Genomic DNA, 25,310 nt, shown 5'->3' with positions numbered 1-25,310 from the left:
TTGTCAGCGGCCTGTCGGCAAGAAGAAAAGAGGTGTTCTTTTTTATGACTACGTGGTGCATTTGGCTGATAGCAGTGCTTGTTGTTTATATCGTCCAATTAGCTGCCGTTTTTATTATGGAGCATCACAGGCCGACGCAGCTGACGGCATGGCTGCTGATTGTTTTTGCATGCCCTTTTGTAGGCTTTATAGCCTATCTTATTCTTGGGAAAGATTTCACAAGACGCAGGCGCATAGAACGATTCAAGCAAGAGGCTATACGCAGCGCGAACCAAATGTCTGAAAAGGTGTATGGGGCAAAGGACATGGGGAACAAGCAGCTAGAGGAACAAGACAAGCTGTATGCCATGCTAACTGGACTAGTCAATTTTCCGATTACTCGCAACAATCAAGCTATTGTATTAACGAATGCCCGGGACACCTATGAAGCGATATTGGAGCAGCTTGATCAAGCGAGCCATCATATACATATGGATTATTACACAATTCGTGATGATGAAATCGGCTCGCGTTTTTTGCGGGTGCTTACGCGCAAAGCCCGAGAGGGTGTAGAGGTTCGCGTCGTATATGATGGGATAGGCAGCTTGCATTTAGGAGAAGCCTATCTTAATGAGCTGCGACTTGCAGGCGTTAGGGCAAGCTGCTTTCTTCCGCCTCGTATCGCCTTTTATGACAGGAAATTAAATTATCGCAATCATCGCAAAATCGTCGTTGTTGATGGAAAGGTAGGATTTATCGGGGGCATCAATATCGGTGATGAATATTTAGGTAAGGACCCAAAGCTGGGCTTTTGGCGTGACACCCATATGCAATTGAAGGGGGACTCGGTTTACTACCTGCAGGAGCTATTCATGAACGATTGGGCGTTTGCTGCGAAAGAAGAGCTTGATAGCGAAGTATATATGCCGCACCACAATTGCGAAGGGGACGAGCGTGTTCTAATTGTGCCAAGCAAGCCGGGTCAGCATAACCATGAAATCATAGAGGTTATGTTTGCCGCAATTACCGCAGCAAGCTCGCGAATTTTTATTACGACCCCCTACTTTATTCCAGATCCTAGTCTTGTGATGGCACTCAGAACGGCGGCTCTCAGCGGCGTAGATGTTAGGCTGATCATTCCTGGCATAGCAGACTCAAAGCTCGTGCTATTGGCAACCTTATCGTATATCCAGTCTATGCTGGATGCGGGGGTTAAAGTTTATCGTTATGAGAAGGGCTTCGTTCACGCGAAGGTGATGATCGTTGATCGCATGCTGGCAACTGTTGGTACAGCGAATGTCGATATGCGAAGCTTGCTTAGCAACTTTGAACTCAATGCGGTGCTTTTTGATGAAGGGACGATTAATCGACTAGAGGCTGATTTTATGGAGGATATTCGGAATAGTAGGGAACTGGAGCGCCACTCCTTCCTAAATCGTCCAAGGGGGCAAAAGGCAGCAGAATCTCTGCTTCATATGCTCTCTCCGCTGCTCTGACGGATGCATGGCTCAAAGCCATTTCGGGCATATTTTTCGTAGTGGCTCAGAGCAGCGAGCCGACGCAGCGCATGCATGCGCAAGCCGCCATGCATGCGCAAAACTTATGGGAGGGTTCTACAGTGACTGATACGAATAATGACGAAAAGCAAGCAACAGCAGAGCCGAAGCATGAGGGCCGGGATGATTATTTTATGGATATCGACAGGATGGTAAATGAAGGCCTCGGCGGCGGCAACGTTACGCTGCAAAACGGTCTGATCGACGAGTCGACTACCGATACGATGGAGCGGGAATCAAAGTAACAGAAGTTATTCAAACAGGGAATACAATAAAAGGCAGAAGGGAGGGATTGGTTAAATGGATACAGCGCGCGCAATGCAAATTTATGAGTCGGAGCAGACCTTTTTGGTTCAACTTGACGAGGATTCGGTCTGGATCGAAAATGTGGACGAAACAAATGGGATGGCGACCGTAATGGTTGGGAACAACCCGGTAAATACAAAGACGGTATCTTGCGAACGATTGAAGGAAGTCAGTACGTAACCTTTCATTTTACAGTAGGTACAAATGACAAGAGGCTATCCCGTATTTGGCGGGGTAGCCTCTTTCATTTGTATATTCGGCCTTATCCGCCGTACGCGTCACGAAAGGCAGCACATAGCCGGGCGCGATCAACTTCCCATAGCTCCGCAATCTCAGCGCTGACATTCTCATCCCACCAATCGGATTGGACCTTGCGGTTGCTCTGATTTTCGACGATCCAGGTAAGATTTAAAATAACCTTCTTAAAATAGAGCTCTTCAGCTTGCTCCATTTTTTCCTTCGATATCCACAGCTTCATTCGCTTAACGGTACGATAAAGCTCTTTGCTGCAGGCTCTGCGGAATTTTCGCGCGGTCGGATAGCCGGCGTCATGCTTAGGCGTGTTGGCTTTCATTGTAGACCGACTCCTCTCTATCCCATATGTATGCGCCTGGGGAGAAGGAGGTCACTGTCACTCAATTAACAGTTAAGCGTTATTGCACCACGATATAACCGACCATAGGGCCGCCATGGCGCATATCGGTATGGGTCAAGCATTGAATCGGATAGGTGCCTTCTTTATCGGCCGTGAATCGGACAACCGTTGTTTTGCCCTTTGTCACTTCGCCCCGAATGCCCAGCCCTTCAACGACAAACGGGTGGCTGTTCCCGTTGACGCCGCTAATTTGCAGCTCAATCGACTCGCCTTTGTTTACGTGCACAGTGCCTGGATGCCAGACATACACTTCAAGCTCCTTGCCGTCGGCGGTTTGTGTTTTGTATTCGCCGGTCACGAGCTGGATGACTCGTGCCTCGGCAGCCTGTCCGCTAACCGTTCGCGATTGGTTCCAGCTCAAGTAAACGCCGGTTAAAATGATCAGTGCAGCTACTACGATGAACAATTGAATTTGTCGTTTGCTTACGATAAATTCTTTGGACATGAAACGATCACCTCAACTTTTCGTATCATTTAAGGCTAGTCTATGCATGGGCTTGTCAGCACATGACAAAAGTGGAAGGCTGTCTGTAACGTATGTTAGAATAGCTTCAGTGCTGGAATTGCAAGCAAATGTTTCATTTTTATCAAGGAAGGCGGATTGAGAGCAGAAATGGATTTGATTCATGAACTTTTGGATGGCGTACTGAAATGGGTGGAGAGCTTAGGGTATTTTGGTATTTTGATCGGACTATTAATTGAAGTTATTCCAAGTGAAATTGTATTAGGCTATGGAGGATATCTCGTATGGAAAGGAGATATTTCCTTCTGGGGTGCTGTTTTATTCGGTACGCTTGGCGCAATCGGGCAAAACTGGATCCTTTATTGGATCGGTCGATACGGCGGACGTCCAATTGTTGAGAAGTATGGCAAGTATATTAAAATCAAGCAAAAGCATGTCGACATTTCGGAGAGATGGTTCAACAAGTATGGTGCGGGTATCGTGTTTACAGCACGCTTCGTACCAGTAATGAGACAAGTTATTTCGATTCCAGCCGGTATGGCACGTATGAACTTTGGATTATTTACACTACTCACAGCGCTTGCTTCGCTGCCTTGGTCCATTTTATTTGTTTACTTAGGCAAATCTCTTGGCGAGAACTGGGATAAAATCGACGAGAAAGCTGCGCCATATGTACAGCCAGCCATCTTAATTGCAATAGCGCTTCTGATCGTATATGTTCTTTTCAAATTTGTGCGCTCACGCGGGAAGTCGGTATAATGGAATAGTGAAGGAAGCAGAATGAATCATTAACCATTAAATGGATGAAAGAGGGATTCTTATGAGCAAAAGCGTAGCAGACAAGCTCGGCAAAGGCATTAGCCCACAGCAGTTCATTGACGGCATGACAAAAAATAAAGAGAAGTTTATCGAATGGTCCGAAAAGTTTGTCTGGACAGATGAGAGCGACAAGGAATATTTCGATTCGCTGAACAATCGTGATGATCTTCGCGTGCTGATTCTGATGGCAGATTGGTGCGGTGACGTTGTTCGCAACATTCCCGTTGTATTCAAGGCGCTTGAGAATAGCGGAATTCCGACAGAAGTGCTTATTATGGAAGAGCATCTCGATACGATGGACCAATTTCTGACGATGGGCGGCCGTTCCGTTCCCGTCGTTATTATTGCGGATACAGGCGGTGCTGTGCTTGGACAATGGGGACCGCGTCCTAGCCACGTGCAGGAAGCGATGATTGCGTTCAAACAGCAAAATCCAGATCGTGAAGCAGCAGATTATCAAGATAACCTCGCTGTTACAAGGCAAGAGATTGGCCGGCGCTACGGTGAAGGCACCGAATATCAATCCGTAATCGTTAAAGAGCTCCGTACTTTGCTGGAGTCGTTTTAAGAAGGGCATGAGCGCAAATATGAAAATCGAAACCTTTACATTAGGACCTCTGCAGACAAATTGTTATCTGATTACAGTAACAGAACCGGCATCGAGCGAAGGAGAGCAGCCTACAGAACGGGCTATCGTCATCGATCCGGGCATGAATCCCAAAAAGCTGCTTGAGCGGCTTGAGGGCGTAAAGGTGGAAGCTATTCTGCTGACGCATGCGCATTTTGACCATATGGGCGGAGTAGACGAGTTGCGCAAGGCAGCCGGCTGCCCGGTCTACATACATGATTTGGAGGCGGACTGGCTAACCGATCCGCGCAAGAACGGCTCGATGAGATGGCAGGATGTAACGCCGCCGCTCTCTACGGAAGCTGCTGAGTTTGCGCTTGCGGAGGGCCAAACCTTAAAGCTGCTCGGCTTATCCTTCCGAGTTATGCATACGCCAGGCCATTCGCCCGGCAGTGTCAGCCTCTTGTGCGGCAACCATTTGTTCTCTGGCGATGTGCTGTTCAAATTGTCGGTTGGCCGCACGGATTTGCCTGGCGGACGCGAGCGGGATCTGTATGATTCCATTCGCTTAAAGCTGTACAAGCTAAGTCCAGATGTCATTGTATATCCGGGACATGGCGGACGTACGACGATAGGTTTTGAAATGGCGAACAACCCGTATACGGGAGCATGATGCAAGGAAGGGGCATGACGTTTGGCGGATATAAAGGTACAGCATTTTACAGAGGAATCAGATGAAGGCACGGGTAAAACAAAGCTGACAGCAGAGCAGAAGGCGGCTGAAAGCCAGCGAATCATGAACGGCATTGCTGCGCAGCTTTCCATTCCGATCACGAAGGTGAAATCGGCTGTTAGCTTGCTTGACGAGGGCAATACAATACCATTTATCGCCCGTTACCGTAAGGAAATGACCGGCGAGCTTGATGAGAATGACTTACGAGCGATCGAAGAGAAGCTGCAGTACATGCGCAATCTGGAAGAGCGAAAGCGCGAGGTAATACGCCTCATCGATGAGCAGGGCAAGCTGACGGAAGAGCTGAGAGCAAATATCAATAAATCGGTGAAGCTGCAGGAGATCGAGGATCTTTACCGTCCTTATCGGCAAAAGCGCAAAACACGCGCCAGCGTCGCGAAGGAAAGAGGGCTGGAGCCTCTATCTGAATGGCTATGGTCGCAGCCTCGCAGCGGTGATCCGCTTGCTGAAGCTGCCAGCTATGTAAATGAGGATAAAGGGGTGCCGACCGCTCAGGATGCTCTTAACGGCGCAATGGACATCATCGCGGAAAATATTGCAGATGATGCTTCTATTCGTGCTTGGGTGCGCAAATTCACCTTTGATCAAGCGCTCTTGAAGACAGAAGCAAAGAATGCCGCCGAAGAAACGGTCTATGATATGTATTACAGCTACCAGGAGCCGGTTCGCAAGCTGCCTCCGCATCGCGTGCTTGCCATCAACCGCGCGGAGCGAGAGGACGTGCTGCGCGTTTCATTTGACGTCCCAACGGAACGTATTCATGAACATATTCAGCGAAAGCTGCTTAGAAACGGTACAGTCCAATCTGTACGAGATGTACTTGTTGCCGTTATTGAGGATTGCTACAAGCGTTTAATTTCGCCTTCCGTCGAACGCGAGGTGCGCGGCGAGCTGACGGAGAAAGCGGAGGAGCATGCGATTTCGATCTTCTCCGAAAACCTGCGCAACCTGCTGCTTCAGCCTCCTGTTCGCGGCAACATTGTGCTTGGTGTTGATCCTGCATTCCGTACGGGCTGCAAGCTTGCTGTTATCGACGATATTGGAAAGCTGCTTGAAGTTGCAGTTTCTTACCCAACCCCGCCCAACAACAAGGTGGCAGAGGCGGAGAAGCTGATCAACGGGCTAATTGATAAATACAAAGTTGAATTAATCGTAATCGGCAACGGTACGGCATCCCGGGAGACGGAGCAATTTATTGCGACCTTGATAGGCAAGCGTAAGACGGCTGCTCCGGGCGGGCCCGAGCTGAAGTATATAATTGTCAATGAAGCCGGCGCAAGCGTTTATTCAGCCTCCAAGCTCGCTCAGGAGGAGTTTCCGTCACTTGACGTGGCAGAGCGAAGCGCAGTATCGATTGCCCGCAGGCTGCAGGACCCGCTCGCTGAGCTCGTCAAGATTGAGCCGAAGGCAATCGGCGTGGGCCAATACCAGCATGACGTAAGCCAGAAACGTCTCGATGAGACGCTTGGCGGCGTAGTCGAATCGGCGGTTAACCATGTCGGAGTTGATGTTAATACGGCATCCGCATCGCTGCTCTCCTATGTAGCGGGCATTAATGCAACGATCGCCAAAAACATTGTCAAATACCGCGATGAGAACGGTCGGTTTGTGAAGCGGGCGCAGCTCCAAAAGGTGCCGCGCCTTGGCGCTAAATCGTATGAGCAAAGCATCGGCTTTTTGCGTATCGTGGAACCAGTGAACCCGCTCGACAGCACGCCTATTCATCCAGAGTCCTATGATGTGGTAGACAAGCTGTTTAAGGAGCTAGGCTTAACGCTTAAGCATTTGGGCTCTGAGGAGCTGAAGATGAAGCTTGCAGAGCTGGATGCAGACCGAGTTGCGCCTACGCTTGGAGTTGGCGTTCCGACGCTGCGCGATATTATGGACAGTCTGATTAGACCGGGAAGAGATCCTCGCGAGGAGCTTCCGCCTCCGATTTTTCATACGGATGTGCTGAACATTGAAGATTTGAAGCCAGGGATGGAGCTTCATGGAACGGTGCGCAACGTTATTGACTTTGGTGCTTTTGTTGACATTGGCATCAAAAATGACGGGCTCGTCCATATCTCCCAGCTGAGCGATAAATTCGTTAAGCGTCCGATGGATGTCGTATCTGTTGGCGATACGGTCACCGTATGGGTGCTCAGCGTTGACGAGAAGAAGGGCCGCGTAAGCTTGACTATGCGCAAGCCTAACTAAACAGTATCCCCCAGAATAAGGGTTTGCCTGTCACAAGGCAAGCCCTTATACTTTAGAAATAACATGGGCATCCCCTACTACCAGACAAAAAGGAGTTAGATGACTATGAAAGCAGACAAAAGCAGCAGTACCGCCCATCCCAAATGGTTCGGACTATCGCTGCAGGCGCTCGTTATATTATCGCAAAAGTCGGAAATTTGCCCGAGCGCTGCAATTGCGGACTGCTTGAAGTCGGAGGCGACGCAGCTGCGCAGAGTGCTTGCAAAGCTGGCGGCAGCACAGCTCATTGAAACGAGAGAAGGCCGCGACGGAGGCTATAGATTGAAGCGTCCGCCTGAAACTATCTCGCTCGCTGAAGTATATATCGCGCTTAAGGTCGGAGAGCCTTTCTGCAGCGGGATGCTGGATACGATCGGCTTTCATGATTTAGAGCTGAAAATGAAAGCTGCCTTTACTGATATTTCGCAAGAGATAGAGCAGAAAACGATTGAAACGCTGCAGCAGTATACGATCGCTCAGCTCGCCGAAAGAATGCTCTCCCATTCCTTATAAAAAAAGTTAATTCAACAAAGATAAGTGAATTGACAAACGCAATGGCACGAATTATACTGTGTATATAAATTGTACAGTTCATCCGGTTGTAAACTGTGCGGATTTTTACACAGTAAAATTTTAAATATAACTGTGGATAGATCTACACAGATAAAAAAATATTCCTTTGGAGGGAAACCAAAATGTCATCCACTCAAATTGATTCGCAAGTGCAAGTTCAAACGAATAAAAGCTCAGAGGCTGCTTTTTTCGACGTACTGAATAGCCGTCGTTCTGTCCGTAAATATGATAGCAGCTTCGTTATTTCGGAAGAAGAAATTCGTGAGATTTTGGAAATTGCTACAAAAGCACCTTCCTCCTCGAACATGCAGCCTTGGCGTTTTCTTGTCGTCACTGATCCAGAACTGAAGCAAAAGCTGCTTCCAATCGCATTCAATCAACAGCAGGTTGTAGATGCATCTGCGATTGTCATTGTGCTTGGCGATCTTGAAATGTACACCTTGTCCGACAAGATCTATAACGCGACTGTAGCAGCTGGTTATATGACGGAGGAAGTGGCGAGCAATTTTATTAACAACTCGGTAAAAATGTATTCATCCTTGCCGGCTGAGCGCTTGAAGGATATCGTTATCTTCGACACAGGCCTTGTCGCTATGCAAATTATGCTGACAGCGCGTGCCAAAGGCTATGATTCAGTACCAATGGGCGGCTATAACAAAGATCAATTGAAAGAGTTCTTTAATATTTCGGATCGTTACGTGCCTACTCTAATGCTGCCAATCGGCAAAGCAGCTGTTGAAGCTCATCCTACAACTCGTTTGTCTATTGATGATATAACTTTTTATAACGGGCTATAATAGCTGTACGCAAAAAAAAAACGGCCTCTCACTTGCTGAGGGCCGTTTTTTTTTCGTTCCAAATATAAGTAGTTGATTGCTATGCAATGATAACTCTGCTTATATTACACCGCGAAATGAGCTATTTCCAGAAAAGGAATATGCCTCTTGCGGTTATGTGATGCGATGGGAATGCATTATTGAAATTCGGTGCCGTTGCCTTGTTCCTTCGGACTTTGTTTGTTGCGGTAGAAATACCAGCAGTCATTAAGCAGCTTAATCTGTCTGCGGTCTTTCTTCTGAAAAGCGCGCATCAGTTGATTGCACAGCCACTGTGGCATATACATTGTCCTCCTCCCGTGCCTAACTTGTTGTAATACTACAATATGGGGGAGGGCGAGTGTCCGTGCAGGTCCAACCTAAATGCTCTGTTCTTCTTCGTACTCCTCATACCACTGCTCAAGCTGAGCCTGCAGAGCCCGGATTTCCGTAAGCAGCGAAATAAGCGGATACGATTTTTCTTGCACGCTGGCGAAATCCTTCTCTAGGCTGTTGATGTAATCCAGCCCTGATACGATAGCAATGGATGAATCGTGAAGCTCGACATCGTTGCATTCCGCGACAGCGTAAGGCAAGCTTGGTACATGCTCGGCGGTTAATTTATCGATTTCTTTATGAAGCCGCAAATTGAGCGCGCTTAGCTGATAAGCGTGTGAATCAGGCATTTCGACGAACAAGATGCTGTCGTTTTGTTTCAGTAGGACGTAGCGCATTGTTGCCATAATCGTTCTAGATCTCCCCTCGGTATGTTGCCGTGCATCATCTGCAGATTTTTCTACAAATTCAATAATTCCTACTTGACAGTGTAGCGTATCGCGGCTTTAAAATTCAAGTAGTTGGGGGAGATTAATCAATGAACAATGAAGCATTGCAGCAATGGGTAGAGCAAATTTCAACTACGTATTTTGGCCGTCCATTTCTACATCAAGCAACATTCAACAGCCGCTTAAAGGCAACGGGTGGACGTTATTTTACGCGTTCGCACAACATAGAGATCAGTCCGCATCAGCTTTCGACGTTTGGGCATGAGGAAACCGAAAAAATTATTAAGCATGAGCTTTGCCATTATCATTTGCATATATTAAAGCGGGGATACAAGCACCGGGATGCTGATTTCAAAAATTTGCTTGCGCATGTCGGTGGCTCACGCTATTGCCAGACGCTTCCGGAACGCGCGCAGCGCAAGCAGCAGCCGTATCGGTACAAGCTTATTTGCAGCAAATGTGGGATGGAATATTTGCGGAAGCGGAAGATTGATCCAGCCAAATATGCCTGCGGAAAATGCCGCGGAAAATTAAAACGAATATTGATTGACAATCAAAATACAACATGATATATTATTACTTGTCACTTTTACTTTTCCCTGATAGCTCAGTTGGTAGAGCACTCGACTGTTAATCGAGTTGTCACAGGTTCGAGTCCTGTTCGGGGAGCCAGATTTGGAGAGATACCCAAGTGGCTCAAGGGGACCCTCTGCTAAGGGGTTAGACTGCGTAAGTGGTGCGAGGGTTCGAATCCCTCTCTCTCCGCCACATTTTTTTCACAAGTGCTTGTAACGGGAAGACCGTTCATCCGGTCTTTTTTATTTGCCGCTTAAGGTTGCGACTTTGTGAGAAGCTTATTGATGTGACATATAAGGCCCGTTGGTCAAGTGGTTAAGACACCTCCCTTTCACGGAGGTAACAGGGGTTCGAGTCCCCTACGGGTCACCATTTATCCTCAAAGTGTACCAGCTCTAAGGAGCTCGATTCAATCACAGCGAGAGCCATTAGCTCAGTTGGTAGAGCACCTGACTTTTAATCAGGGTGTCGAAGGTTCGAGTCCTTCATGGCTCACCATTCGCTTAGCAAGCCGAAGGCAAATGAGAGCGAAGGAACGACATTCAAACTTAACATGTGCGGTAGTGGTGGAACGGCAGACACGCTATCTTGAGGGGGTAGTGTCCCATGGACGTGCAGGTTCAAATCCTGTCTACCGCACCATAACTTACTCTTTACCGATGTATATAGGTGAACTTAGAAGGTGTCATAAAGCACTTTTCTGATAGATGATGCCACTTTATATTCAGATCATAAAAATCTGACTAGAGAGTGGTTTTTTCGTTATAAGTTACTCGAACCGTCCAAACAGATGCATCATTAGAGATGAGGAGCTGTAAACATGAAAATAAACTTAAACTTTACGAACAAGGGACAAGCGGCGATTGGGAAATTTAATAACGAGGAATTGCTTGAGATTTTTGGTCGTTACAGCAACACCTTAATGAAAAAGTATTCCATTGAAGTGACTGTGCCTGCTGAAGGCAATGAAGCGATTATCGAAAAAGGCAAACTTTCGGTTTATGTCGACAAAATCGAATGCGATGTTGAAACGTTCTTTAAGGAATTAGGAAGAGATGTTAAGGTTCCTTTGAAGAAAAGACTGACGCCTGAAGATAAGCTGGACAACGTATTTAAAGCGGAAACCATTGAATAATTAAGCAATGCGCTGCTCTGAAATTTTTTCGAAAAAAATGCTTGTACTCCTGCTAATTAGCTGATATAATCATTTTTGTTGTCTCAGACAGCGATTGATTTCTGGCATCAAAGCGGCCCGTTGGTCAAGTGGTTAAGACACCTCCCTTTCACGGAGGTAACAGGGGTTCGAGTCCCCTACGGGTCACCATTTATCCTCAAAGTGTACCAGCTCTAAGGAGCTCGATTCAATCACAGCGAGAGCCATTAGCTCAGTTGGTAGAGCACCTGACTTTTAATCAGGGTGTCGAAGGTTCGAGTCCTTCATGGCTCACCATTCGCTTAGCAAGCCGAAGGCAAATGAGAGCGAAGGAACGACATTCAAACTTAACATGTGCGGTAGTGGTGGAACGGCAGACACGCTATCTTGAGGGGGTAGTGTCCCATGGACGTGCAGGTTCAAATCCTGTCTACCGCACCATATCAAATACATTCGAAGTCCTTGCGAAAGCAAGGGCTTTTTTTATATATGCTGCTTGGAAAACCGCAAAGTAGCGTTATTTTTGCACAAGCTGTGCATACATTTGAATTCGTTTACTTGTTAAGCTGATTGCAACATGCTTAAGGGGGATTCCATTATGCTTAAAGTTGCGATTATCGGTGCCGGAGCGATTTCCAGTGCTCATATTGAAGCTTATTTACAATTTCCGGAGCGCTGCCAAGTAGTGGCCATTAGCGATATCTATGAAGAGAAGGCGCTTGCTCGCATTCGGCAGCATCAGCTGGAAGCCAGTGCGGTATTAGACTACACCGAGCTATTAGAGCAGGATATTGATCTCGTATCCATCTGTACGCCGCCTTACACGCATGCAGAGCTTGCGGTCGCATTTCTGGAGGCTGGCGTCCATGTGCTCGTGGAGAAGCCGATGGCGTCCTCCTTGGAGGAATGCGATCTCATGAACGAAGCGGCAAGCCGGAGCGGGAAGCTGTTGTCGGTTGTCGCCCAGAATCGCTTCAAGACGCCAATGATGAGACTGAAGTCTATAGTGGAGAGCGGCTTAATGGGGAAAATCGTACATGCTCAGATCGACTCTCTTTGGTGGCGCGGACACTGCTATTATGATTTATGGTGGCGAGGAACGTGGGAGAAGGAAGGCGGAGGCTGCACGCTGAATCATGCGGTTCATCACATCGATGCGTGGCTATGGATGATGGGTCAGCCGTCCGACGTCCAAGCGTTCATGACAAATACGTCCCATGACAATGCCGAGGTCGAGGACTTGTCGATTGGCATTTTTCGCTATAAAAGCGGAGCGCTTGCGCAGGTCACAAGCTCTGTCGTGCATCATGGTCAGGAGCAGCAGCTCATTTTCCAAGGCACGAAGGCGCGTATCTCCGCTCCATGGCAGATTAAGGCGTCTACAGCGCTGTCTAATGGCTTTCCAGAGGCGAACCCGGCTCTGGAAGCAGAGCTTCAGCGCTGCTATGAGGCATTGCCTGAGGTCGCCTACGAAGGGCATGCCGGTCAAATCGATAATATGCTCGCGGCTATTGAGAATGGCGCCCCTTTGCTTATAGACGGGGGAAGCGGTCGCCAAACGCTCGAGGTCATCGTCGGGATCTACAAGGCTGCAAGCACGGGGAGTCTTGTCCAATTTCCGATAAGCAGCGACGATCCTTATTATACGCGAAGCGGAATGCAGGCGAATGCGACTCATTTCTATGAGAAGAAAAGCTCGGTGGCCAATTTTGCGGATTTGACCATTACAACAGGCAGCGACTATAAATAGATTCAGCGCGGCAGAGGGTAAACCTTGCGCTGAAATTGCTTGCGGTATTGATGCGGCGTAATACCCATTTGCGTTTTGAACATTTTGCAAAAATAAGAGCTGTTTGTTATGCCGACCTCTTCGCCAATACGGGCAATCGAGTGCTCGGAAGCGGTTAGGAGCATAATCGCTTGCTGCATTTTTTTGGCGGCAACGTAGTCGGAAATGCTGCTCCCTGTACAAGCCTTGAACAAATGGGATAGATGGTACGGGGAGAGATGAAGCTCGCTTGCCATTTGCTCCAGCCGCAGCGGCTCCCTGTAATGCGCATCCAGCCATTCCAATATACGCTCGGCCTGGTGGGGCTTGCGCGAAATATTTGCTGCCGCGATCGGCGCAGGCTGCTGCTCCCATAGCTGCTTGAACGCCCGCAAGAAGACTACGAGAAATAGTGAGAACTCCTCGAAATAATCACCCTTGGACAATAGCGGCAGAGTCTGCTCCCAGCTTCTCAGCAAGCTGTGCAGCGGCTCTGCATCACCCGAATGATACATGCAAGGCTCAAGCAAGCTTCCCATATGAATATGCTTATAAAAGGCCTGTAGGCTAGGCCACTTGTCAAAGTAGCTTTCGTACAGGCTAGGCTCAAAATGGACGATGGAGCGAATAAAGGGCGTTTCAGGGCTCAAGTCCACCTGGACGTGGTGAAGCTGAAAGGGCTGAAATATACATAACATGCCGGGCGCGAGCGCATAGCTTTTTTGCTCAATGATAATCGTGCCCTTGCCTTCATGAACGATCAAAATCTCGATGCCTTGGTGAGCATGAAACGTCCCTTGGTAATGATTAGGCTCGTCGCTAGTGCGTCTATGGGCAAAGTAGAGCGGAACATCTCGGAGATTAACGTTATGGATGTAAGACACGGGAGACACATCCTCGTTTTAAAAAAATGGTTGCGCTCTATTAGTTTAACATAATAGAACGGCCTTTTTTAGGTAGCTAGGCTAAGGCCTGATCGTTACGCGCGTGTTGATGGGGACGAGTTTGGATAGGGCTAGGACGTCTTCGTTATACATGCGGATACAGCCTTGCGAGACGAGATGGCCGATAGATGAAGGATCATTTGTGCCATGGATGCCATAATGGGGCTTCGATAGTCCCATCCAGAAGGCGCCGAACGGACCGCCAGGATTAGCTTGCTTGTTGATGATCGTAAATTCGCCGATAGGCGTCTGCGTGACCATCCTGCCGATGCCAACGGGAAAGGATCGAGTAACGATGTTGCTATCCAGCAGATGCAGCTGACGATCGGAAAGATCAACGATAATGCGATAATCGGGCATGGGGTTCCACTCCTTTTCCCATATGTTATGTAGTGCAGTGGAGGTTTGCTTCATTGGGGCGCTTCTAAAAATAGGATTGTCGGGAGAGGTTTGACGCATTCGGTGCAATTGTTAATATTTGGAGTTACTTCGCACATTATTTGATGCTATGTTATATTTATATATAATCATTATAGTTAACTTTAAATTTAGCCTTGGAGGCTTGAGAAGATGAGCTCAGAAAGAGAACCTCTTTACATACAAATACAGAACTATTTTAAAGAACTCATCAGCACGAGACAGCTGAGGGAAGATGACAAAATCCCGACGGAAAAAGAAATGATTGAGCAATTCAAAGTCAGCCGGATTACGGTGGCGAATGCGCTTAACGAACTTGCGAGGGAAGGGTGGATTTATCGCATCCCCGGCCGTGGAACCTTCGTAAAAGGGGTGCCGGAGCAAGAAATTTCACCGGAGAAATCAGCTTCTGCGGCAGCCTTGGACAGCTCAAGCCATTCGGAACGTCCTAAGATCGGCCTCATTTTTCCATTTGTAGACGATTACTTTGCGATTCGTCTTATTCGTGGAATTACGGACGCGCTGGAGGATAGCGAATATGCTCTGGTAATGATGTTTAGCTTTAACTCTAAGGAACGAGAGAAGGAAATTATCCGCGATTTGAAAAACAAGGTCGAAGCCTTGATCATCTTCCCGGTTGATGCAGAGATTTATAATGAGGAAATTATTGCGCTGAAAATGTCGGAATATCCATTTGTTCTTATTGATCGTTATCTTCCCGGTGTAGAAACGAACGCCGTATACTCAGACAGTCAGCTAGCGGCCAAGCTGGCGGTTGATCACCTTTGGAGCCTAGGGCATCGCGAAATTGCGATTTGTTCCGATTCGCCGGTGCCGACTGTCTCTGTTGATGATCGGATCAACGGCTACATGAATGCGTTAAGGGCGCGTGGGGCGATGATCAATCCGGCGTTGCTCCTTACTGATTTTGACTCCGATATGGACATGCTGGGCCCGGAGCATCCTTTGTTCCGTTATATTAAGAACCGCGTAGCTACCGCATTTATTGCCTTAAACGGGAACTTGGGCTTCAAAATTTGGTCGATCGCCAAACGGGCTGGCATAAAGGTGCCTGAAGAGTTGTCGATCGTAACGTTCGATAATCCCAGCCCGATGATGGAGGATCTTAGCCTGTTCACACATATCAACCAATCGGAGAGCGATATGGGTTTGAAGGCGGGAGAGCTGATTTTGAACATTTTGAAGGGCAAGCTGCTTTCGACTCAAAATATAAGGACAGTACTGGAGCCGAAGCTGGTTATCAAGCAAACAACAGCAGCAATTAATGAACTATAATTGTTGTAATTTTTCAGAATGGAATATAGGCATGCATGTGGAACCTAACCGAGCTTGGTTAGGTTCTTTTTGTGTTGCAGCGGTCATTATGAGAAACATTAATATTATCTATATTAAATATATCATTGTCAAAACTTAAAAACCGAATTATACTGAAAGCGTTTACTAAATCTTAATATTTACAGGAGGGTTTCATGATGTCAAAGAAACGTATGTCGGTGTTGCTTGGGGTGACGCTTGCTGCAACGATTGCAGCGCAAGGCGCTTCAGCTTCTACGGACCAAAAAGAAGCTGTTAAAAGCGGCAAATGGCTAACGGGTGAATATCACGTGCATACCTATCAATCCGATGACGCGCAGCATTCCTTGAGCTACTTGCTGGATCAAGGGCTTGAAAATTATGGCCTCGATTGGATGGGATTTGCGGACCATCTGCGAATGGAATCGAGAGATGACGAAGGACAACCGCTGCCGAATGGATCAATCCCGTTCTCTCAAGGGATGCTGGAATATCAGGTTCCAAAGATCAAGCAGCTGCAAGAGGCGGGCAAATACCCGGGAAAAATCATTTTCTCTGGCTTTGAGTGGGATATGCCGACCTATGAGCATGTTGGGGTTGGTATCATGACGGACGAGCCGGGCTCCGAGCAGAGCTTGAAAGTGGCTAATCAATTCGAATATTTGTTCACGAACCGTGAAGAAAAGTATTTTGATCCGGCTGATGTAGCCGAATGGTCGTCAAAGGACAGCCGGGCTTTTTCTACACGCGAGGATGCGCGTACCGCATTGAATTGGCTGGAAACCAATTATAAGAAGACCAGCTTTGCACTATTCAATCACCCATCTAGAAAAACGGTGTACACGATAGCGGATTTCCGCGATTTCAACAATATCGCTCCGACGGTTGCTTTCGGTTTTGAAGGCATGGTTGGCAACCAAATGGAGCCCGACCGCGGCGGCCTCAATTTAGCAACTCCGAAGAACCGGACTTACGGCGGTGCAGATTACATGCTGGCTCAAAAGGGCGGCGCTTGGGATGCGCTTCTGGGAGAAGGACGCAGGTTCTGGAATTTTGCCAATTCAGATTCACATTTCTTCATTAGCGACAATCGGCTGTATTCAAGCGGATACCGTCCGGGCGAATATTCGAAAAACTACACGTGGGTGAATGGCAGCGATTCGCTTGCTGTCCTTGATGGCATGCGTTCGGGGAAATCTTTCTCCGTATTCGGCGATTTGATCAATGCCCTTGATTTCAACATAACGAAGGGTAACAACAAGGCGGAAATGGGCGGGGAACTGAAAGCGAAAAAGAACGAACAGCTTACCGTAACCATTAAATTTAAAAGCCCGAAAAAAAATAACAATGGCGATGCCGTGAAAGTCGATCACGTGGATCTAATTGCAGGCGATGTGACAGGAAAAGCGATGCCGGGAACAGATGCGTACAACAAGGAAACGAACGATTCGACCAAGGTGCTTAAGCGGTTTACCAGCAAGGAATGGAAAACGACAAAAGACGGTTACAATGTCATTACCTTTAAAGTGAAAGCTTCCGACAAAAATCAGTATTTCCGTCTTAGAGGAACTAATTTGGGTGTAAATGTGCCTGGGGAGACACTAAACGGAGAGCCGCTGATGGATGAGAAGACGGATATCGAAGATAACGAAGCTCGGTTTATCGAAATCAACAAAAGAAACTACAAGGATCTGTGGTTCTACTCCAACCCGATTTTTGTAAGTGTAAAATAATGACTGTAACACGGACATCGAAATAATAAAATGCTTGAAGTAACGGAAACTGCAGCCGCTTGGCTGCAGTTTTTTTGTGTACTTTTATGGCACAAGGCTATATTGACATATTTGCAATATTAAATATAATAAACATAGAACCACGAGAGAACGGAGGCATCTTAAATTGATTTCATCCTCAAAGCCGCAATTATTGTCACCGGATCATAAAGTCAGTTTTATAACGAGGCTGCGTCAATTTCAAAGGCGGAAGAGAGATCCGATCGCCGCTCTGCTTATTTTGGGACCGCTGGTATTATGGTGGATCGTCATTGGCGGCGTACCGACCCTGTTTGGCTTCTTGCTCGGCTTCTTCGACTGGGTTGGGCTCACAGCTAAACCTGAATTCATCGGACTAGGAAATTATGTACAGTTTTTCACGGATCCGCTCTACTATGAATCATTATTCCGGGCCGTATGGATGGGCCTGCTGGGAACGGGCCTAACCATCCTATTCGGATTTGGAGCTGCACTTCTAATGAATCTGCCTTTAAAAGGCAGAGGCATTTATCGGACGATTTGGTATGTTCCTGTCGTTACCTCCACGGTGGCTACAACTCAGGTGTTCAACATTTTTCTTGATCCGAACAATGGCGTCATCAATAATGTGCTGGTCAGCCTGGGGCTGCAGCCGATTTTGTGGGGCTACTCCACGTTCTGGGGTGTGTTCTGGATTATCGTGTATACGGTATGGAAAGGCATCGGAGGCACGGCGCTATTATGGCTGGCCGGGCTGCAATCGATCGACAGGCAGCTGTATGAAGCGGCGCAGATGGACGGCGCTACCGCTTGGAAGCGATTTCTACATGTGACGATGCCGGGCTTGAAGCCGATTACGACGTATGTGATGATCACCGGCTTTATCGGAGCTGTTCAAATTTACGAGCAGGTCATGTTCATAACGGGCGGCGGGCCTTTCGGCACGACGGAGGTGCTTGTTTTCCGGATTCTTAGGGACGCTTTCTGGGACTTTAACTTAGGGATGGCCGGCGCTTCATCCGTCATACTCGCTGGGGTCGTCTTCCTGTTCACAGTCATTTATTTCCGAATGATGACCGAGAACGAGAGAACGGGCCGCAAAAGGAGGAAGAGAGCATGAGTCATATGATGTCGGCAAAACGGCGCAGGCCGCTTTATCTGTTAGGACATGCTTCGTTGCTGCTAGGCGGTTTGATTCTTCTGTATCCGATTCTGTTTATCGTACTGGTCGGCTTTATGACGAAGGAGGAATATGCATCGACCGTAATTGGTCTGTTCCCTTTGCCGCAAGAAATAACGTTTAAAAATTATGCGACGCTAGTGTTCGGATCGGCAGATAGCAATGTACAAACCTATTTCGTCAACTCGCTCCTTCGAACCGGCTATAGCGTTTTCTGGGCTTGTCTGACCTCACTGCTTGCGGGATATGTGTTCGCAAGATTGAAATTTGCTGGACAGGAAATTCTATTCCTTGCTTTGCTGGCATCGCAAATGATTCCCGGTGTCGTAGGCTTAATTCCTACGTTTATTCAATACGCAAGATGGCCGTATGCGGGAGGGAACGACGTGTTTTTCGGCGGACAAGGCATTTTGGATTCTTTCTGGGTGTACGTCAACGGCGGTCCGGCTATCAACATTATGGGAACCTTCCTAATGAAGCAATCGCTAGAGAAGCTGCCATATGAGCTGGAAGAGGCGGCCCGAGTGGATGGAGCAAGCTTGATACGAATCATCTTTGGATTGGTGCTGCCGCTTCAAAAGCCGATCTTGGCCTTTATCGCGATTACGACAGCGATTGGAACCTGGAATGACTGGTCAACGCCATTCTTCTTCACAAGCAGCGACAGTCTCCAGACACTGCCAGCTGCGATTACGAGGCTCAGCTCTATCGCCTCGAACCCGATGAGCATTCCTGATTATCCGCTCATCATTACGCTGGGCCTCGGCGTCACGCTGCCTGCCCTGCTCTTATTTTTTTTCTTTCAGCGGTACATGGTGGAAGGGCTGGCGAACAGCGGCCTGAAAGGCTAATGACTTCATTTGATTGACATACACGGGGGTTGATTAACTTGGGAAAAATTCGCACAACAAAAATGATGCTTGCCATGCTCCTTATTATGGCTGTTCTCGGAACGGCTGCATGCTCGTCCTCTAAGGGCAGCGGCAAGACGGCGTCCGAGACGAATGGAGCCTCTGATGCTGGCGAAAGTCCGCTTGTCGTGCTAGCCGACGGAGCGATTAATCTGGGAACAGGCAGCGGCGATGAAGTTGTCGAACGCAGAAAGAAGGACATGTTGACTACAGAGTACGGTAATGACGGCAAATTTCAATATGAATGGACCTCTTCTATTAATGAGGAGATGAAGAAGCAAGGCATCGCTCTCAAATATGAGGATTGGGGCTGGGCTGAGCCTTTGATCCAGAAGCAATCCACTGCCATCCTTTCGGGGCAAGGGCCGGATATTATGATCGGCGAGACGCAGTCGCCGGGGTTCGCGGCTCAAGGGGTATTTGAGCCTTTCCCGGAATGGCTCGATCAAGAAATTCGCGAGAATATCGTCGACGGCGCATGGAAGCCAATGGAGGTTGACGGCAAAATATATGGCGTTGCCGTGCAGCCAGGAGTCAGCAATCTGTATTGGAATAAAGAACTTTTCCGGCAGGCTGGTCTCGATCCGGAGAAGCCTCCGGTTACTTGGACCGAATGGACCCAGATGTCCAAACAAATCGCCGAAGCGGGCAAAGGGAAGTTTTTTGCGGGAGGCGCCTACGCAGGTCCGAATTTCGGCGGCGTGCTGAGGTTCGGCTCCTTATTAATGGTAAGCGGCGGTGGATTCGTCGACGAAGCGAATAAAGCGGCTTTCAACCAGCCGGGCAATACAGCGGCCTTCGAGCTTATCCGCGAGCTGGGCAAATACAACAGCAAAGGCGCGTTAGTGTCGAATGCGGAAGCTCCGTTCTGGGATGGATTCCAAAAAGGCCAGTTGGCATTCGCGGTTGACGGACCTTGGCGAGCTCAAATTTGCAAGGATCTGGAGATGGATTGCGGCATTGCGCCACTTCCGATTCCTGAGGGTGGAAAAATAGGGAATTTGACGATCGGCGCAGCTTTCCTGTCGGTTCCGACCTATTCGAAAAACAAGGAAGATGCGTTCAAGTACATTCAAGCGGCAATCAGCCCGGCATCGCAGGAAATCGTCAAGACGTTCAACATTCGTCCCGTTATACGCAAGGATATTGGAGAAAGCGACGGCTATCGGGCAGAGCATCCGGAGCTCTATCAGGTTTATCAGGGTTTGCGGGAAAATGTTCAAGGACTTCCTACTTTTGACAAAGCCAGCTCCAAAGTGTGGCAGGCCTTTCAAGAAGCGATGGCTAAGACGTTCATGACGGACGAGCCGATCGATAAACTGTTGGACGAAGCGCAGGAAAAAGCGGAGAAGCTGACACGTTAAAACGATAGCACGATAACACAAATAAGGAGACTGGATCATATGAAACTTTTGGACTTCGTTAACCCATTGCAAGGTACCGCATCCGTCATGAAATTTTCGAATGGCAATACGCTGCCCCTCATTACACGTCCGTTCGGCATGGCAGCATGGAGTCCGCAAACGGATGAAGCGGGAGAAAGATGGTTTTTCCATCCTTCCCACCGCAGCCTGCAAGGCATCCGTCTGACTCATCAACCAAGCCCGTGGATGGCTGATTATGGACATTTGCTGCTAATGCCACAATCAGGCCCGTTATATTTGTCTCCATTTGATTGGGCATCGTCTTTCAGGCCAGAGGAAACAATCATCAGACCTGACTATTACCGCGTTCGGCTGCTTCGCTACAGAGCGACGCTGGAGCTTGCCCCAACCGTACGCTGCGCCGTCATTCGAATCCGCTTCGAGGAGCGGGACGGCGCTCGGTTTCTCGTATCGCCATTTGAAGGAGACTCTTCCATTCAGATCGACTCGGCTGCCCGCCTAGTGACAGGCTTCACGAGAGCCAACAGCGAAAATCTCGTACCGGGAAATTTTGCCCAATACTTTGCGATTTCATTCGATTGCGATATGAAGGAAGGGCAAAGCGGAACGTTCGATAAGGATTTTGCTCCGAGTGAATCAACGGCAGCGAGCGGAAATCGTGTCGGCGCATATGTCGGTCTTGAAGTGCCGGAATCGGGCTACGTGCAGGCGAGGGTCGCAACTTCTTTTATCAGTGTCGAGCAGGCGCTGCTTAATATGAAAAATGAGATCGGCGAACGTGGATTCGATGAGGTTAGAATGGAAGCGGCCGAACAGTGGGAGACCACGCTCGGCAAAATTCAAGTGGAGGACGAGGATGACGAAAAATTAAAAACGTTCTATACGAGCCTTTATCGCACCTCGTTGTTCCCAAGAGTTTGGTATGAGTATGACAATAGAGGCAATCAAGTACACTATAGCGCATTTAGCGGAAATGTAGAGTCAGGCCCGATGTATTCAGACAATGGCTTCTGGGACACGTTTCGAACGGAGTATCCGCTGCTTTCGATTCTTTCTCCAACGCTCGTAGGCGAAATGCTTCAGGCTTGGGTGAATGTGTATAAAGAAGGCGGCTGGATGCCGAAGTGGGTATCGCCGGGGGAAAGAAGCTTAATGCCTGGCACGCTGATTGATGCGGTGTTTGCAGATGCTTATGTCAAAGGCGTTCGCGGCTTCGATGTGGAGGCCGCTTACGAAGGCTTGAAGAAGCATGCAACCGTGGATTCCGGGAAAGAAGGCATTGGGCGCAAAGGGTTGGCCGATTATGTGAAATATGGATTTATGCCAAGCGATAAATACCACGAAAGCGTAAGCAATGCACTCGATTATTATTATGGCGATTTCTGTATTGCTCAGCTTGCTGACGGATTAGGGAAGCACGAGGAAAGCGGGCAAATGCTAGAAAGATCTAAAAATTATGCACGGCTTTACGATCCGCAAACCGGCTTTATGCGCGGGCTAAAGGCAGACGGAAGCAGGGAAGACGAGTTCGATCCATTTGCTTGGGGCGGCGATTATTGCGAAGGCGGCCCGTGGCAAACGAGCTGGGCAGTGCAGCATGATTTGCTGGGACTCGCTAAGCTTATGGGCGGGAGAGAGAAGATGTACGACCGTTTGCTGGAGCTGTTTGCGACGCCGCCGCACTTCCGTATCGGCTCGTATTCTTTTGAGATCCACGAAATGTCGGAGATGGCCGCTGTTGATTTTGGACAATTCGCCATCAGCAACCAACCAAGCTTTCACATTCCTTATATTTTTACAGCCATCGGCTATCCGTCGGAAACGCAGTATTGGGTGAGAAAAACGATGGAGGAATTGTTCAGCTCGCATCCAGACGGCCTGCCTGGCGATGAAGACAATGGAAGCATGAGCGCTTGGTACATTTTTGGAGCACTCGGCATCTATCCGTTATCTCCGGGTACGCCCGAATATGTGTGGGGCAGCCCGTTATTCAAAAAAGCGGTGCTAACTTTGGAGAACGGTGTACAGCTTACAATAGAATCGGAAAATAACAACGCCGAAAATGTTTACGTTCATGCGATTTACGTGAATGACGAGCTTCAGGATGGTTTGTCGATTCCACATGAGACGCTTATAGGAGGCGGTACGATCCGCTTCGTGATGACAGACCGCCCTGTCATTAAGGAGTATGCGGAGGAACAGCTGCCATTCTCGCTTAGCAGCTGTAAGAAGGAGAGCTTGCTATGACCAAAACAAGAAAGAGAGCGTCGAGCGCAATAGCCATTTTGCTGGCAGCAGTGATCATGTTGTCAGGCTGTCAGAAGACAGCGTCAGAATCGGAATCTATATTTCCTAAATTAAATATAGCCAAACATCTTTATGTCATTAAGGGCGATGATCTTAAAGAAGAAGAGTGGGTGCTGGCTGAAACGCTTCAAGGAATTGTGGCGCAGGATCAAGTGGAGATCTATATCGACAACGGCAACGCATATACCGTTTGGCTGGAAGATATGAAAGCAAACTATGGCGTTACCTATGAGTATGTTCCGTCTGTCTGGGATCTCGTGGACAAGTTCAAAGGCAAGCTAGCTGAAAATGGATTCGTGCAATTCAAGCGAAGCAACACTTCGACTGTCAATGCAGCCTCCACTGTCAGCGGCGCGATGAAGTACGCGGCAGTGGAAGAGTCGCTTGCGGATGAAGCCGTCCAGCATGGACTGGTCAAGAAGCTTGATGTGAGCGACAAGGACGAAATGTGGGCTTTAACCGAGTATGGAGAGAAGCTAAATAAAGATTTTATATTCAAGCAGGAGTACAGCTTGAATTCCTTGAGGGATTACGGGGCTGCGGTAAAAGGTTTCTTCATGTACGATGCCAGCCTTGCGGATACGAAGGAAGCGTTTGATTGGACGAATCCAAATAGCGCCATAATGGGCTGGCATTCGGATGAGCTCTCCGGCGTCGATACGGCTTCTCGTCTGGGCAAAATGACGATCGCTTCGGATCATGCGCATAATCTCTCGGTTTTCTCGGCGCTTCCGCGCGAGCAATTGAAGCAGAAAAAGACGAAGAAAAACGCGAGAGACGGCGAGAAGGTTCATTACGTCACTTTCATTATGAGCGATGGGGACAATGTGCAATGGTATGCGAACGGAGCGTCGCTCGCCTCCAAGATGCAGGGCCATAAGGACAAGGGCAAGGTTCCTTTTGGTTGGTCAATTGCACCGAGTTTAGCGGATCTTGCCCCGAACATTATGAAATACAGCTACGAGAAGGCAACGGAAAATGACCATTTTGTTGCTGCCGTATCGGGCATCGGCTACATCAATCCGTCGCTCTATCCGGAAGAGACATTGAAAACGTTTATGAAGGATACAAACGATTTCATGAAGAGAGCTGATTTGAAATATGTATCGATTCTCGATAATGAAATTTCACAGAAAGTAATCGACCAATATGCCGCTCAGGACCAGATCGAAGGCGGATTCTACTTCATGGGCTACAAATATGGGGATGGAAAAGGCGCGCTCTCATGGTCAAACGGAAAGCCGTTTATAGCCGCGCGGGAAACGCTGTGGGAGACGGTGCCGCAGGAGATGGCCGTTCGATTGAACAGCTACAAAAAGGATCCTAGCGTCATAGAAGGCTACACAATGGTTAATGTGCATCCTTGGTCTCACAATTATCAGGATGTTTTGGACATCGCGGCTAATCTTGGCCCAGACGTCGTTGTCGTAACGCCGGACGAGTTCATGGAGCTGATTAAGAAAAATGTGAAGCAGGAAAATGTAAGCGAGCTGGACGATGTGACCACCTTTGATTATTCCGGCGTGAAGAAAAAGCTGGACGAGGGAATCATTGATTTGGACGAGGTCGCTAATATGGCAGCCGATACGAACTATGTATACGCCTTTGACAAAGATTCGGAAGGCTGGGCGGCGGTCGATGCTGGCAAAGAATACGACAAGGCTGGCTGGTTCGAGCAAGACGGCAACGGATTTTTGCAGATGGACGGGTCTGACCTGGGCAAAATGGATCTAAAGCCAAATGGCTATTTCTACAAGAAGCTCTTATTGCCAAACGGCAAGGTCACGATGAGCTTCGACATCAAGTCGAAGAGCTCCGAGCATGACGGAGATTTTCAAATCGAGATCATTCAGGAGGATAACTCGATTACGACCTTGGCGCCGTGGGAGACGATTAAATCTGGAGAATGGACGGGTAAGAGCGTTGATCTGAGCGGATTTGCCGGTAAGGCGGTAACGATTCTTCTGGAGCAGTCCGACAGCGGTCAAGGAGACGGCGAGTATATTCATTTGGACAATTTAAAAATAACAAGCGAGTAACAAGCGAACGATGCTAAGCCGAGGCCAAGCACCCTTCTGAGCAAGGGGCTCTGG

The 25,310-nt window shown here is 48.3% G+C and carries 25 protein-coding genes and 8 tRNA genes; 27 read left to right on the top strand and 6 right to left on the bottom strand.

All coding sequences use genetic code 11. The annotated features are described in order from the left end of the window. The first annotated feature begins 44 nt into the window (after positions 1–44). The 3 genes from cls (at position 45) to HI950_RS10830 (ending at position 2,021) form a co-directional block, all read left to right on the top strand. Entirely contained in the window at positions 45–1,475 is a 1,431-nt protein-coding gene (cls, locus tag HI950_RS10840) for a cardiolipin synthase (protein ID WP_169083631.1), read from the top strand. Between the two features lie 89 nt (positions 1,476–1,564). After that, positions 1,565–1,780: a hypothetical protein gene (locus HI950_RS10835; protein ID WP_169084003.1), complete on the top strand. Its 216-nt coding sequence runs from the start codon at positions 1,565–1,567 to the stop codon at positions 1,778–1,780. A 55-nt stretch (positions 1,781–1,835) separates the two neighbouring features. Then, the gene (locus HI950_RS10830; RefSeq protein WP_169083632.1) at positions 1,836–2,021 is read left to right on the top strand and encodes an H-type small acid-soluble spore protein; all 186 of its coding nucleotides are present in this window, start codon (positions 1,836–1,838) and stop codon (positions 2,019–2,021) included. A gap of 82 nt (positions 2,022–2,103) precedes the next feature. Here the strand turns inward: HI950_RS10830 and HI950_RS10825 are convergent, their stop codons facing one another. Together HI950_RS10825 and HI950_RS10820 are read right to left on the bottom strand one after the other, a co-directional pair. Further along, positions 2,104–2,415 (bottom strand): dehydrogenase, encoded by a 312-nt coding sequence (locus tag HI950_RS10825; RefSeq protein WP_169083633.1) that lies wholly within the window; start codon positions 2,413–2,415, stop codon positions 2,104–2,106. A gap of 79 nt (positions 2,416–2,494) precedes the next feature. Further along, positions 2,495–2,941 (bottom strand): cupredoxin domain-containing protein, encoded by a 447-nt coding sequence (locus HI950_RS10820; RefSeq protein ID WP_169083634.1) that lies wholly within the window; start codon positions 2,939–2,941, stop codon positions 2,495–2,497. 168 nt (positions 2,942–3,109) lie between these two features. Here HI950_RS10820 and uptA point away from each other — a divergent pair, with 168 nt between their 5' ends. From uptA to HI950_RS10790, 6 genes are all read left to right on the top strand, one after another. Continuing rightward, the gene (gene uptA, locus HI950_RS10815; RefSeq protein WP_169084004.1) at positions 3,110–3,718 is read left to right on the top strand and encodes an undecaprenyl phosphate transporter UptA; all 609 of its coding nucleotides are present in this window, start codon (positions 3,110–3,112) and stop codon (positions 3,716–3,718) included. Between the two features lie 61 nt (positions 3,719–3,779). Beyond that, on the top strand, positions 3,780–4,346 hold the full coding sequence (locus HI950_RS10810) for a thioredoxin family protein (RefSeq protein ID WP_169083635.1): 567 nt from the start codon (positions 3,780–3,782) through the stop codon (positions 4,344–4,346). Positions 4,347–4,353: 7 nt separating this feature from the next. After that, the gene (locus tag HI950_RS10805) at positions 4,354–5,019 is read left to right on the top strand and encodes an MBL fold metallo-hydrolase (RefSeq protein ID WP_223285203.1); all 666 of its coding nucleotides are present in this window, start codon (positions 4,354–4,356) and stop codon (positions 5,017–5,019) included. Positions 5,020–5,142: 123 nt separating this feature from the next. Beyond that, positions 5,143–7,299: a Tex family protein gene (locus tag HI950_RS10800; protein ID WP_169084006.1), complete on the top strand. Its 2,157-nt coding sequence runs from the start codon at positions 5,143–5,145 to the stop codon at positions 7,297–7,299. Between the two features lie 105 nt (positions 7,300–7,404). Continuing rightward, positions 7,405–7,851 (top strand): RrF2 family transcriptional regulator, encoded by a 447-nt coding sequence (locus HI950_RS10795; RefSeq protein WP_169083636.1) that lies wholly within the window; start codon positions 7,405–7,407, stop codon positions 7,849–7,851. A gap of 182 nt (positions 7,852–8,033) precedes the next feature. Continuing rightward, positions 8,034–8,708 (top strand): nitroreductase family protein, encoded by a 675-nt coding sequence (locus tag HI950_RS10790; protein WP_169083637.1) that lies wholly within the window; start codon positions 8,034–8,036, stop codon positions 8,706–8,708. 176 nt (positions 8,709–8,884) lie between these two features. On the opposite strand, the gene cmpA is transcribed toward HI950_RS10790, so the two are convergent. After that, positions 8,885–9,028: a cortex morphogenetic protein CmpA gene (cmpA, locus tag HI950_RS10785; RefSeq protein WP_141680301.1), complete on the bottom strand. Its 144-nt coding sequence runs from the start codon at positions 9,026–9,028 to the stop codon at positions 8,885–8,887. A 78-nt stretch (positions 9,029–9,106) separates the two neighbouring features. Then, a complete protein-coding gene (locus HI950_RS10780) occupies positions 9,107–9,469 on the bottom strand; it encodes a hydrolase/acyltransferase (RefSeq protein WP_169083638.1) in 363 nt (120 codons plus the stop codon). Between the two features lie 131 nt (positions 9,470–9,600). Between HI950_RS10780 and HI950_RS10775 the strand changes: the two genes are divergently transcribed. From HI950_RS10775 to HI950_RS10725, 11 genes are all read left to right on the top strand, one after another. After that, positions 9,601–10,080, top strand: a complete 480-nt coding sequence (locus HI950_RS10775; RefSeq protein WP_169083639.1) for a SprT family protein — start codon at positions 9,601–9,603, stop codon at positions 10,078–10,080. A gap of 27 nt (positions 10,081–10,107) precedes the next feature. After that, a tRNA-Asn gene (locus tag HI950_RS10770) sits at positions 10,108–10,183 on the top strand. A gap of 5 nt (positions 10,184–10,188) precedes the next feature. Then, positions 10,189–10,279 (top strand) — tRNA-Ser (locus tag HI950_RS10765). A 105-nt stretch (positions 10,280–10,384) separates the two neighbouring features. Further along, positions 10,385–10,459: transfer RNA gene (locus HI950_RS10760), tRNA-Glu, on the top strand. 50 nt (positions 10,460–10,509) lie between these two features. Further along, a tRNA-Lys gene (locus HI950_RS10755) sits at positions 10,510–10,585 on the top strand. A gap of 59 nt (positions 10,586–10,644) precedes the next feature. After that, a tRNA-Leu gene (locus HI950_RS10750) sits at positions 10,645–10,729 on the top strand. Positions 10,730–10,907: 178 nt separating this feature from the next. Further along, positions 10,908–11,222: a hypothetical protein gene (locus tag HI950_RS10745; RefSeq protein ID WP_169083640.1), complete on the top strand. Its 315-nt coding sequence runs from the start codon at positions 10,908–10,910 to the stop codon at positions 11,220–11,222. Positions 11,223–11,336: 114 nt separating this feature from the next. Next, positions 11,337–11,411 (top strand) — tRNA-Glu (locus HI950_RS10740). Positions 11,412–11,461: 50 nt separating this feature from the next. Further along, positions 11,462–11,537: transfer RNA gene (locus tag HI950_RS10735), tRNA-Lys, on the top strand. A 59-nt stretch (positions 11,538–11,596) separates the two neighbouring features. Then, positions 11,597–11,681, top strand: a tRNA-Leu gene (locus HI950_RS10730). A 157-nt stretch (positions 11,682–11,838) separates the two neighbouring features. Then, a complete protein-coding gene (locus HI950_RS10725; RefSeq protein WP_169083641.1) occupies positions 11,839–12,990 on the top strand; it encodes a Gfo/Idh/MocA family protein in 1,152 nt (383 codons plus the stop codon). Between the two features lie 2 nt (positions 12,991–12,992). Here the strand turns inward: HI950_RS10725 and HI950_RS36655 are convergent, their stop codons facing one another. After that, positions 12,993–13,892, bottom strand: a complete 900-nt coding sequence (locus HI950_RS36655; RefSeq protein WP_169083642.1) for an AraC family transcriptional regulator — start codon at positions 13,890–13,892, stop codon at positions 12,993–12,995. A gap of 81 nt (positions 13,893–13,973) precedes the next feature. Beyond that, positions 13,974–14,312 (bottom strand): L,D-transpeptidase, encoded by a 339-nt coding sequence (locus HI950_RS10715; RefSeq protein ID WP_169083643.1) that lies wholly within the window; start codon positions 14,310–14,312, stop codon positions 13,974–13,976. A gap of 210 nt (positions 14,313–14,522) precedes the next feature. Here HI950_RS10715 and HI950_RS10710 point away from each other — a divergent pair, with 210 nt between their 5' ends. The 7 genes from HI950_RS10710 to HI950_RS10680 all read left to right on the top strand — a co-directional run bounded on the left by HI950_RS10710 (position 14,523) and on the right by HI950_RS10680 (position 25,256). Further along, the gene (locus HI950_RS10710; RefSeq protein WP_169083644.1) at positions 14,523–15,665 is read left to right on the top strand and encodes a GntR family transcriptional regulator; all 1,143 of its coding nucleotides are present in this window, start codon (positions 14,523–14,525) and stop codon (positions 15,663–15,665) included. A gap of 194 nt (positions 15,666–15,859) precedes the next feature. After that, positions 15,860–17,416 (top strand): S-layer protein, encoded by a 1,557-nt coding sequence (locus tag HI950_RS10705; RefSeq protein WP_169083645.1) that lies wholly within the window; start codon positions 15,860–15,862, stop codon positions 17,414–17,416. Positions 17,417–17,582: 166 nt separating this feature from the next. Beyond that, positions 17,583–18,554: a carbohydrate ABC transporter permease gene (locus HI950_RS10700; RefSeq protein ID WP_169083646.1), complete on the top strand. Its 972-nt coding sequence runs from the start codon at positions 17,583–17,585 to the stop codon at positions 18,552–18,554. Next, positions 18,551–19,465 carry a carbohydrate ABC transporter permease gene (locus HI950_RS10695; RefSeq protein ID WP_169083647.1) on the top strand — a complete coding sequence of 305 codons (915 nt, stop codon included), beginning with the start codon at positions 18,551–18,553 and terminating at the stop codon, positions 19,463–19,465. The genes HI950_RS10700 and HI950_RS10695 overlap by 4 nt, the downstream gene beginning before the upstream one ends. 38 nt (positions 19,466–19,503) lie before the next feature. Beyond that, positions 19,504–20,889 carry an extracellular solute-binding protein gene (locus HI950_RS10690; RefSeq protein WP_169083648.1) on the top strand — a complete coding sequence of 462 codons (1,386 nt, stop codon included), beginning with the start codon at positions 19,504–19,506 and terminating at the stop codon, positions 20,887–20,889. A gap of 39 nt (positions 20,890–20,928) precedes the next feature. Next, positions 20,929–23,157: a GH92 family glycosyl hydrolase gene (locus HI950_RS10685; protein WP_169083649.1), complete on the top strand. Its 2,229-nt coding sequence runs from the start codon at positions 20,929–20,931 to the stop codon at positions 23,155–23,157. Continuing rightward, a complete protein-coding gene (locus tag HI950_RS10680; protein WP_169083650.1) occupies positions 23,154–25,256 on the top strand; it encodes a GxGYxYP domain-containing protein in 2,103 nt (700 codons plus the stop codon). The genes HI950_RS10685 and HI950_RS10680 overlap by 4 nt, the downstream gene beginning before the upstream one ends. Positions 25,257–25,310: the final 54 nt, after the last annotated feature.

Source organism: Paenibacillus sp. PL91 (assembly GCF_012935325.2).
GTDB lineage: Bacteria > Bacillota > Bacilli > Paenibacillales > Paenibacillaceae > Pristimantibacillus.
The sequence above is the reverse complement of the archived record's forward strand: the minus strand, read 5'-3'. Positions and strand labels throughout refer to the sequence as shown.

Coding starts and splice junctions, on each gene's coding strand:
- HI950_RS10780 (WP_169083638.1), bottom strand. CDS start 9,469: ATGGCAACAATGCGCTACGTCCTACTGAAACAAAACGACAGCATCTTG.
- HI950_RS10715 (WP_169083643.1), bottom strand. CDS start 14,312: ATGCCCGATTATCGCATTATCGTTGATCTTTCCGATCGTCAGCTGCAT.
- HI950_RS10710 (WP_169083644.1), top strand. CDS start 14,523: ATGAGCTCAGAAAGAGAACCTCTTTACATACAAATACAGAACTATTTT.
- HI950_RS10705 (WP_169083645.1), top strand. CDS start 15,860: ATGATGTCAAAGAAACGTATGTCGGTGTTGCTTGGGGTGACGCTTGCT.
- HI950_RS10820 (WP_169083634.1), bottom strand. CDS start 2,941: ATGTCCAAAGAATTTATCGTAAGCAAACGACAAATTCAATTGTTCATC.
- HI950_RS10835 (WP_169084003.1), top strand. CDS start 1,565: ATGCATGCGCAAAACTTATGGGAGGGTTCTACAGTGACTGATACGAAT.
- HI950_RS10795 (WP_169083636.1), top strand. CDS start 7,405: ATGAAAGCAGACAAAAGCAGCAGTACCGCCCATCCCAAATGGTTCGGA.
- HI950_RS10810 (WP_169083635.1), top strand. CDS start 3,780: ATGAGCAAAAGCGTAGCAGACAAGCTCGGCAAAGGCATTAGCCCACAG.
- HI950_RS10790 (WP_169083637.1), top strand. CDS start 8,034: ATGTCATCCACTCAAATTGATTCGCAAGTGCAAGTTCAAACGAATAAA.
- HI950_RS10775 (WP_169083639.1), top strand. CDS start 9,601: ATGAACAATGAAGCATTGCAGCAATGGGTAGAGCAAATTTCAACTACG.
- uptA (WP_169084004.1), top strand. CDS start 3,110: ATGGATTTGATTCATGAACTTTTGGATGGCGTACTGAAATGGGTGGAG.
- HI950_RS10695 (WP_169083647.1), top strand. CDS start 18,551: ATGAGTCATATGATGTCGGCAAAACGGCGCAGGCCGCTTTATCTGTTA.
- HI950_RS10830 (WP_169083632.1), top strand. CDS start 1,836: ATGGATACAGCGCGCGCAATGCAAATTTATGAGTCGGAGCAGACCTTT.
- HI950_RS10825 (WP_169083633.1), bottom strand. CDS start 2,415: ATGAAAGCCAACACGCCTAAGCATGACGCCGGCTATCCGACCGCGCGA.
- HI950_RS10800 (WP_169084006.1), top strand. CDS start 5,143: ATGAACGGCATTGCTGCGCAGCTTTCCATTCCGATCACGAAGGTGAAA.
- HI950_RS10680 (WP_169083650.1), top strand. CDS start 23,154: ATGACCAAAACAAGAAAGAGAGCGTCGAGCGCAATAGCCATTTTGCTG.
- cmpA (WP_141680301.1), bottom strand. CDS start 9,028: ATGCCACAGTGGCTGTGCAATCAACTGATGCGCGCTTTTCAGAAGAAA.
- HI950_RS10745 (WP_169083640.1), top strand. CDS start 10,908: ATGAAAATAAACTTAAACTTTACGAACAAGGGACAAGCGGCGATTGGG.
- HI950_RS10805 (WP_223285203.1), top strand. CDS start 4,354: ATGAGCGCAAATATGAAAATCGAAACCTTTACATTAGGACCTCTGCAG.
- HI950_RS10685 (WP_169083649.1), top strand. CDS start 20,929: ATGAAACTTTTGGACTTCGTTAACCCATTGCAAGGTACCGCATCCGTC.
- HI950_RS10725 (WP_169083641.1), top strand. CDS start 11,839: ATGCTTAAAGTTGCGATTATCGGTGCCGGAGCGATTTCCAGTGCTCAT.
- cls (WP_169083631.1), top strand. CDS start 45: ATGACTACGTGGTGCATTTGGCTGATAGCAGTGCTTGTTGTTTATATC.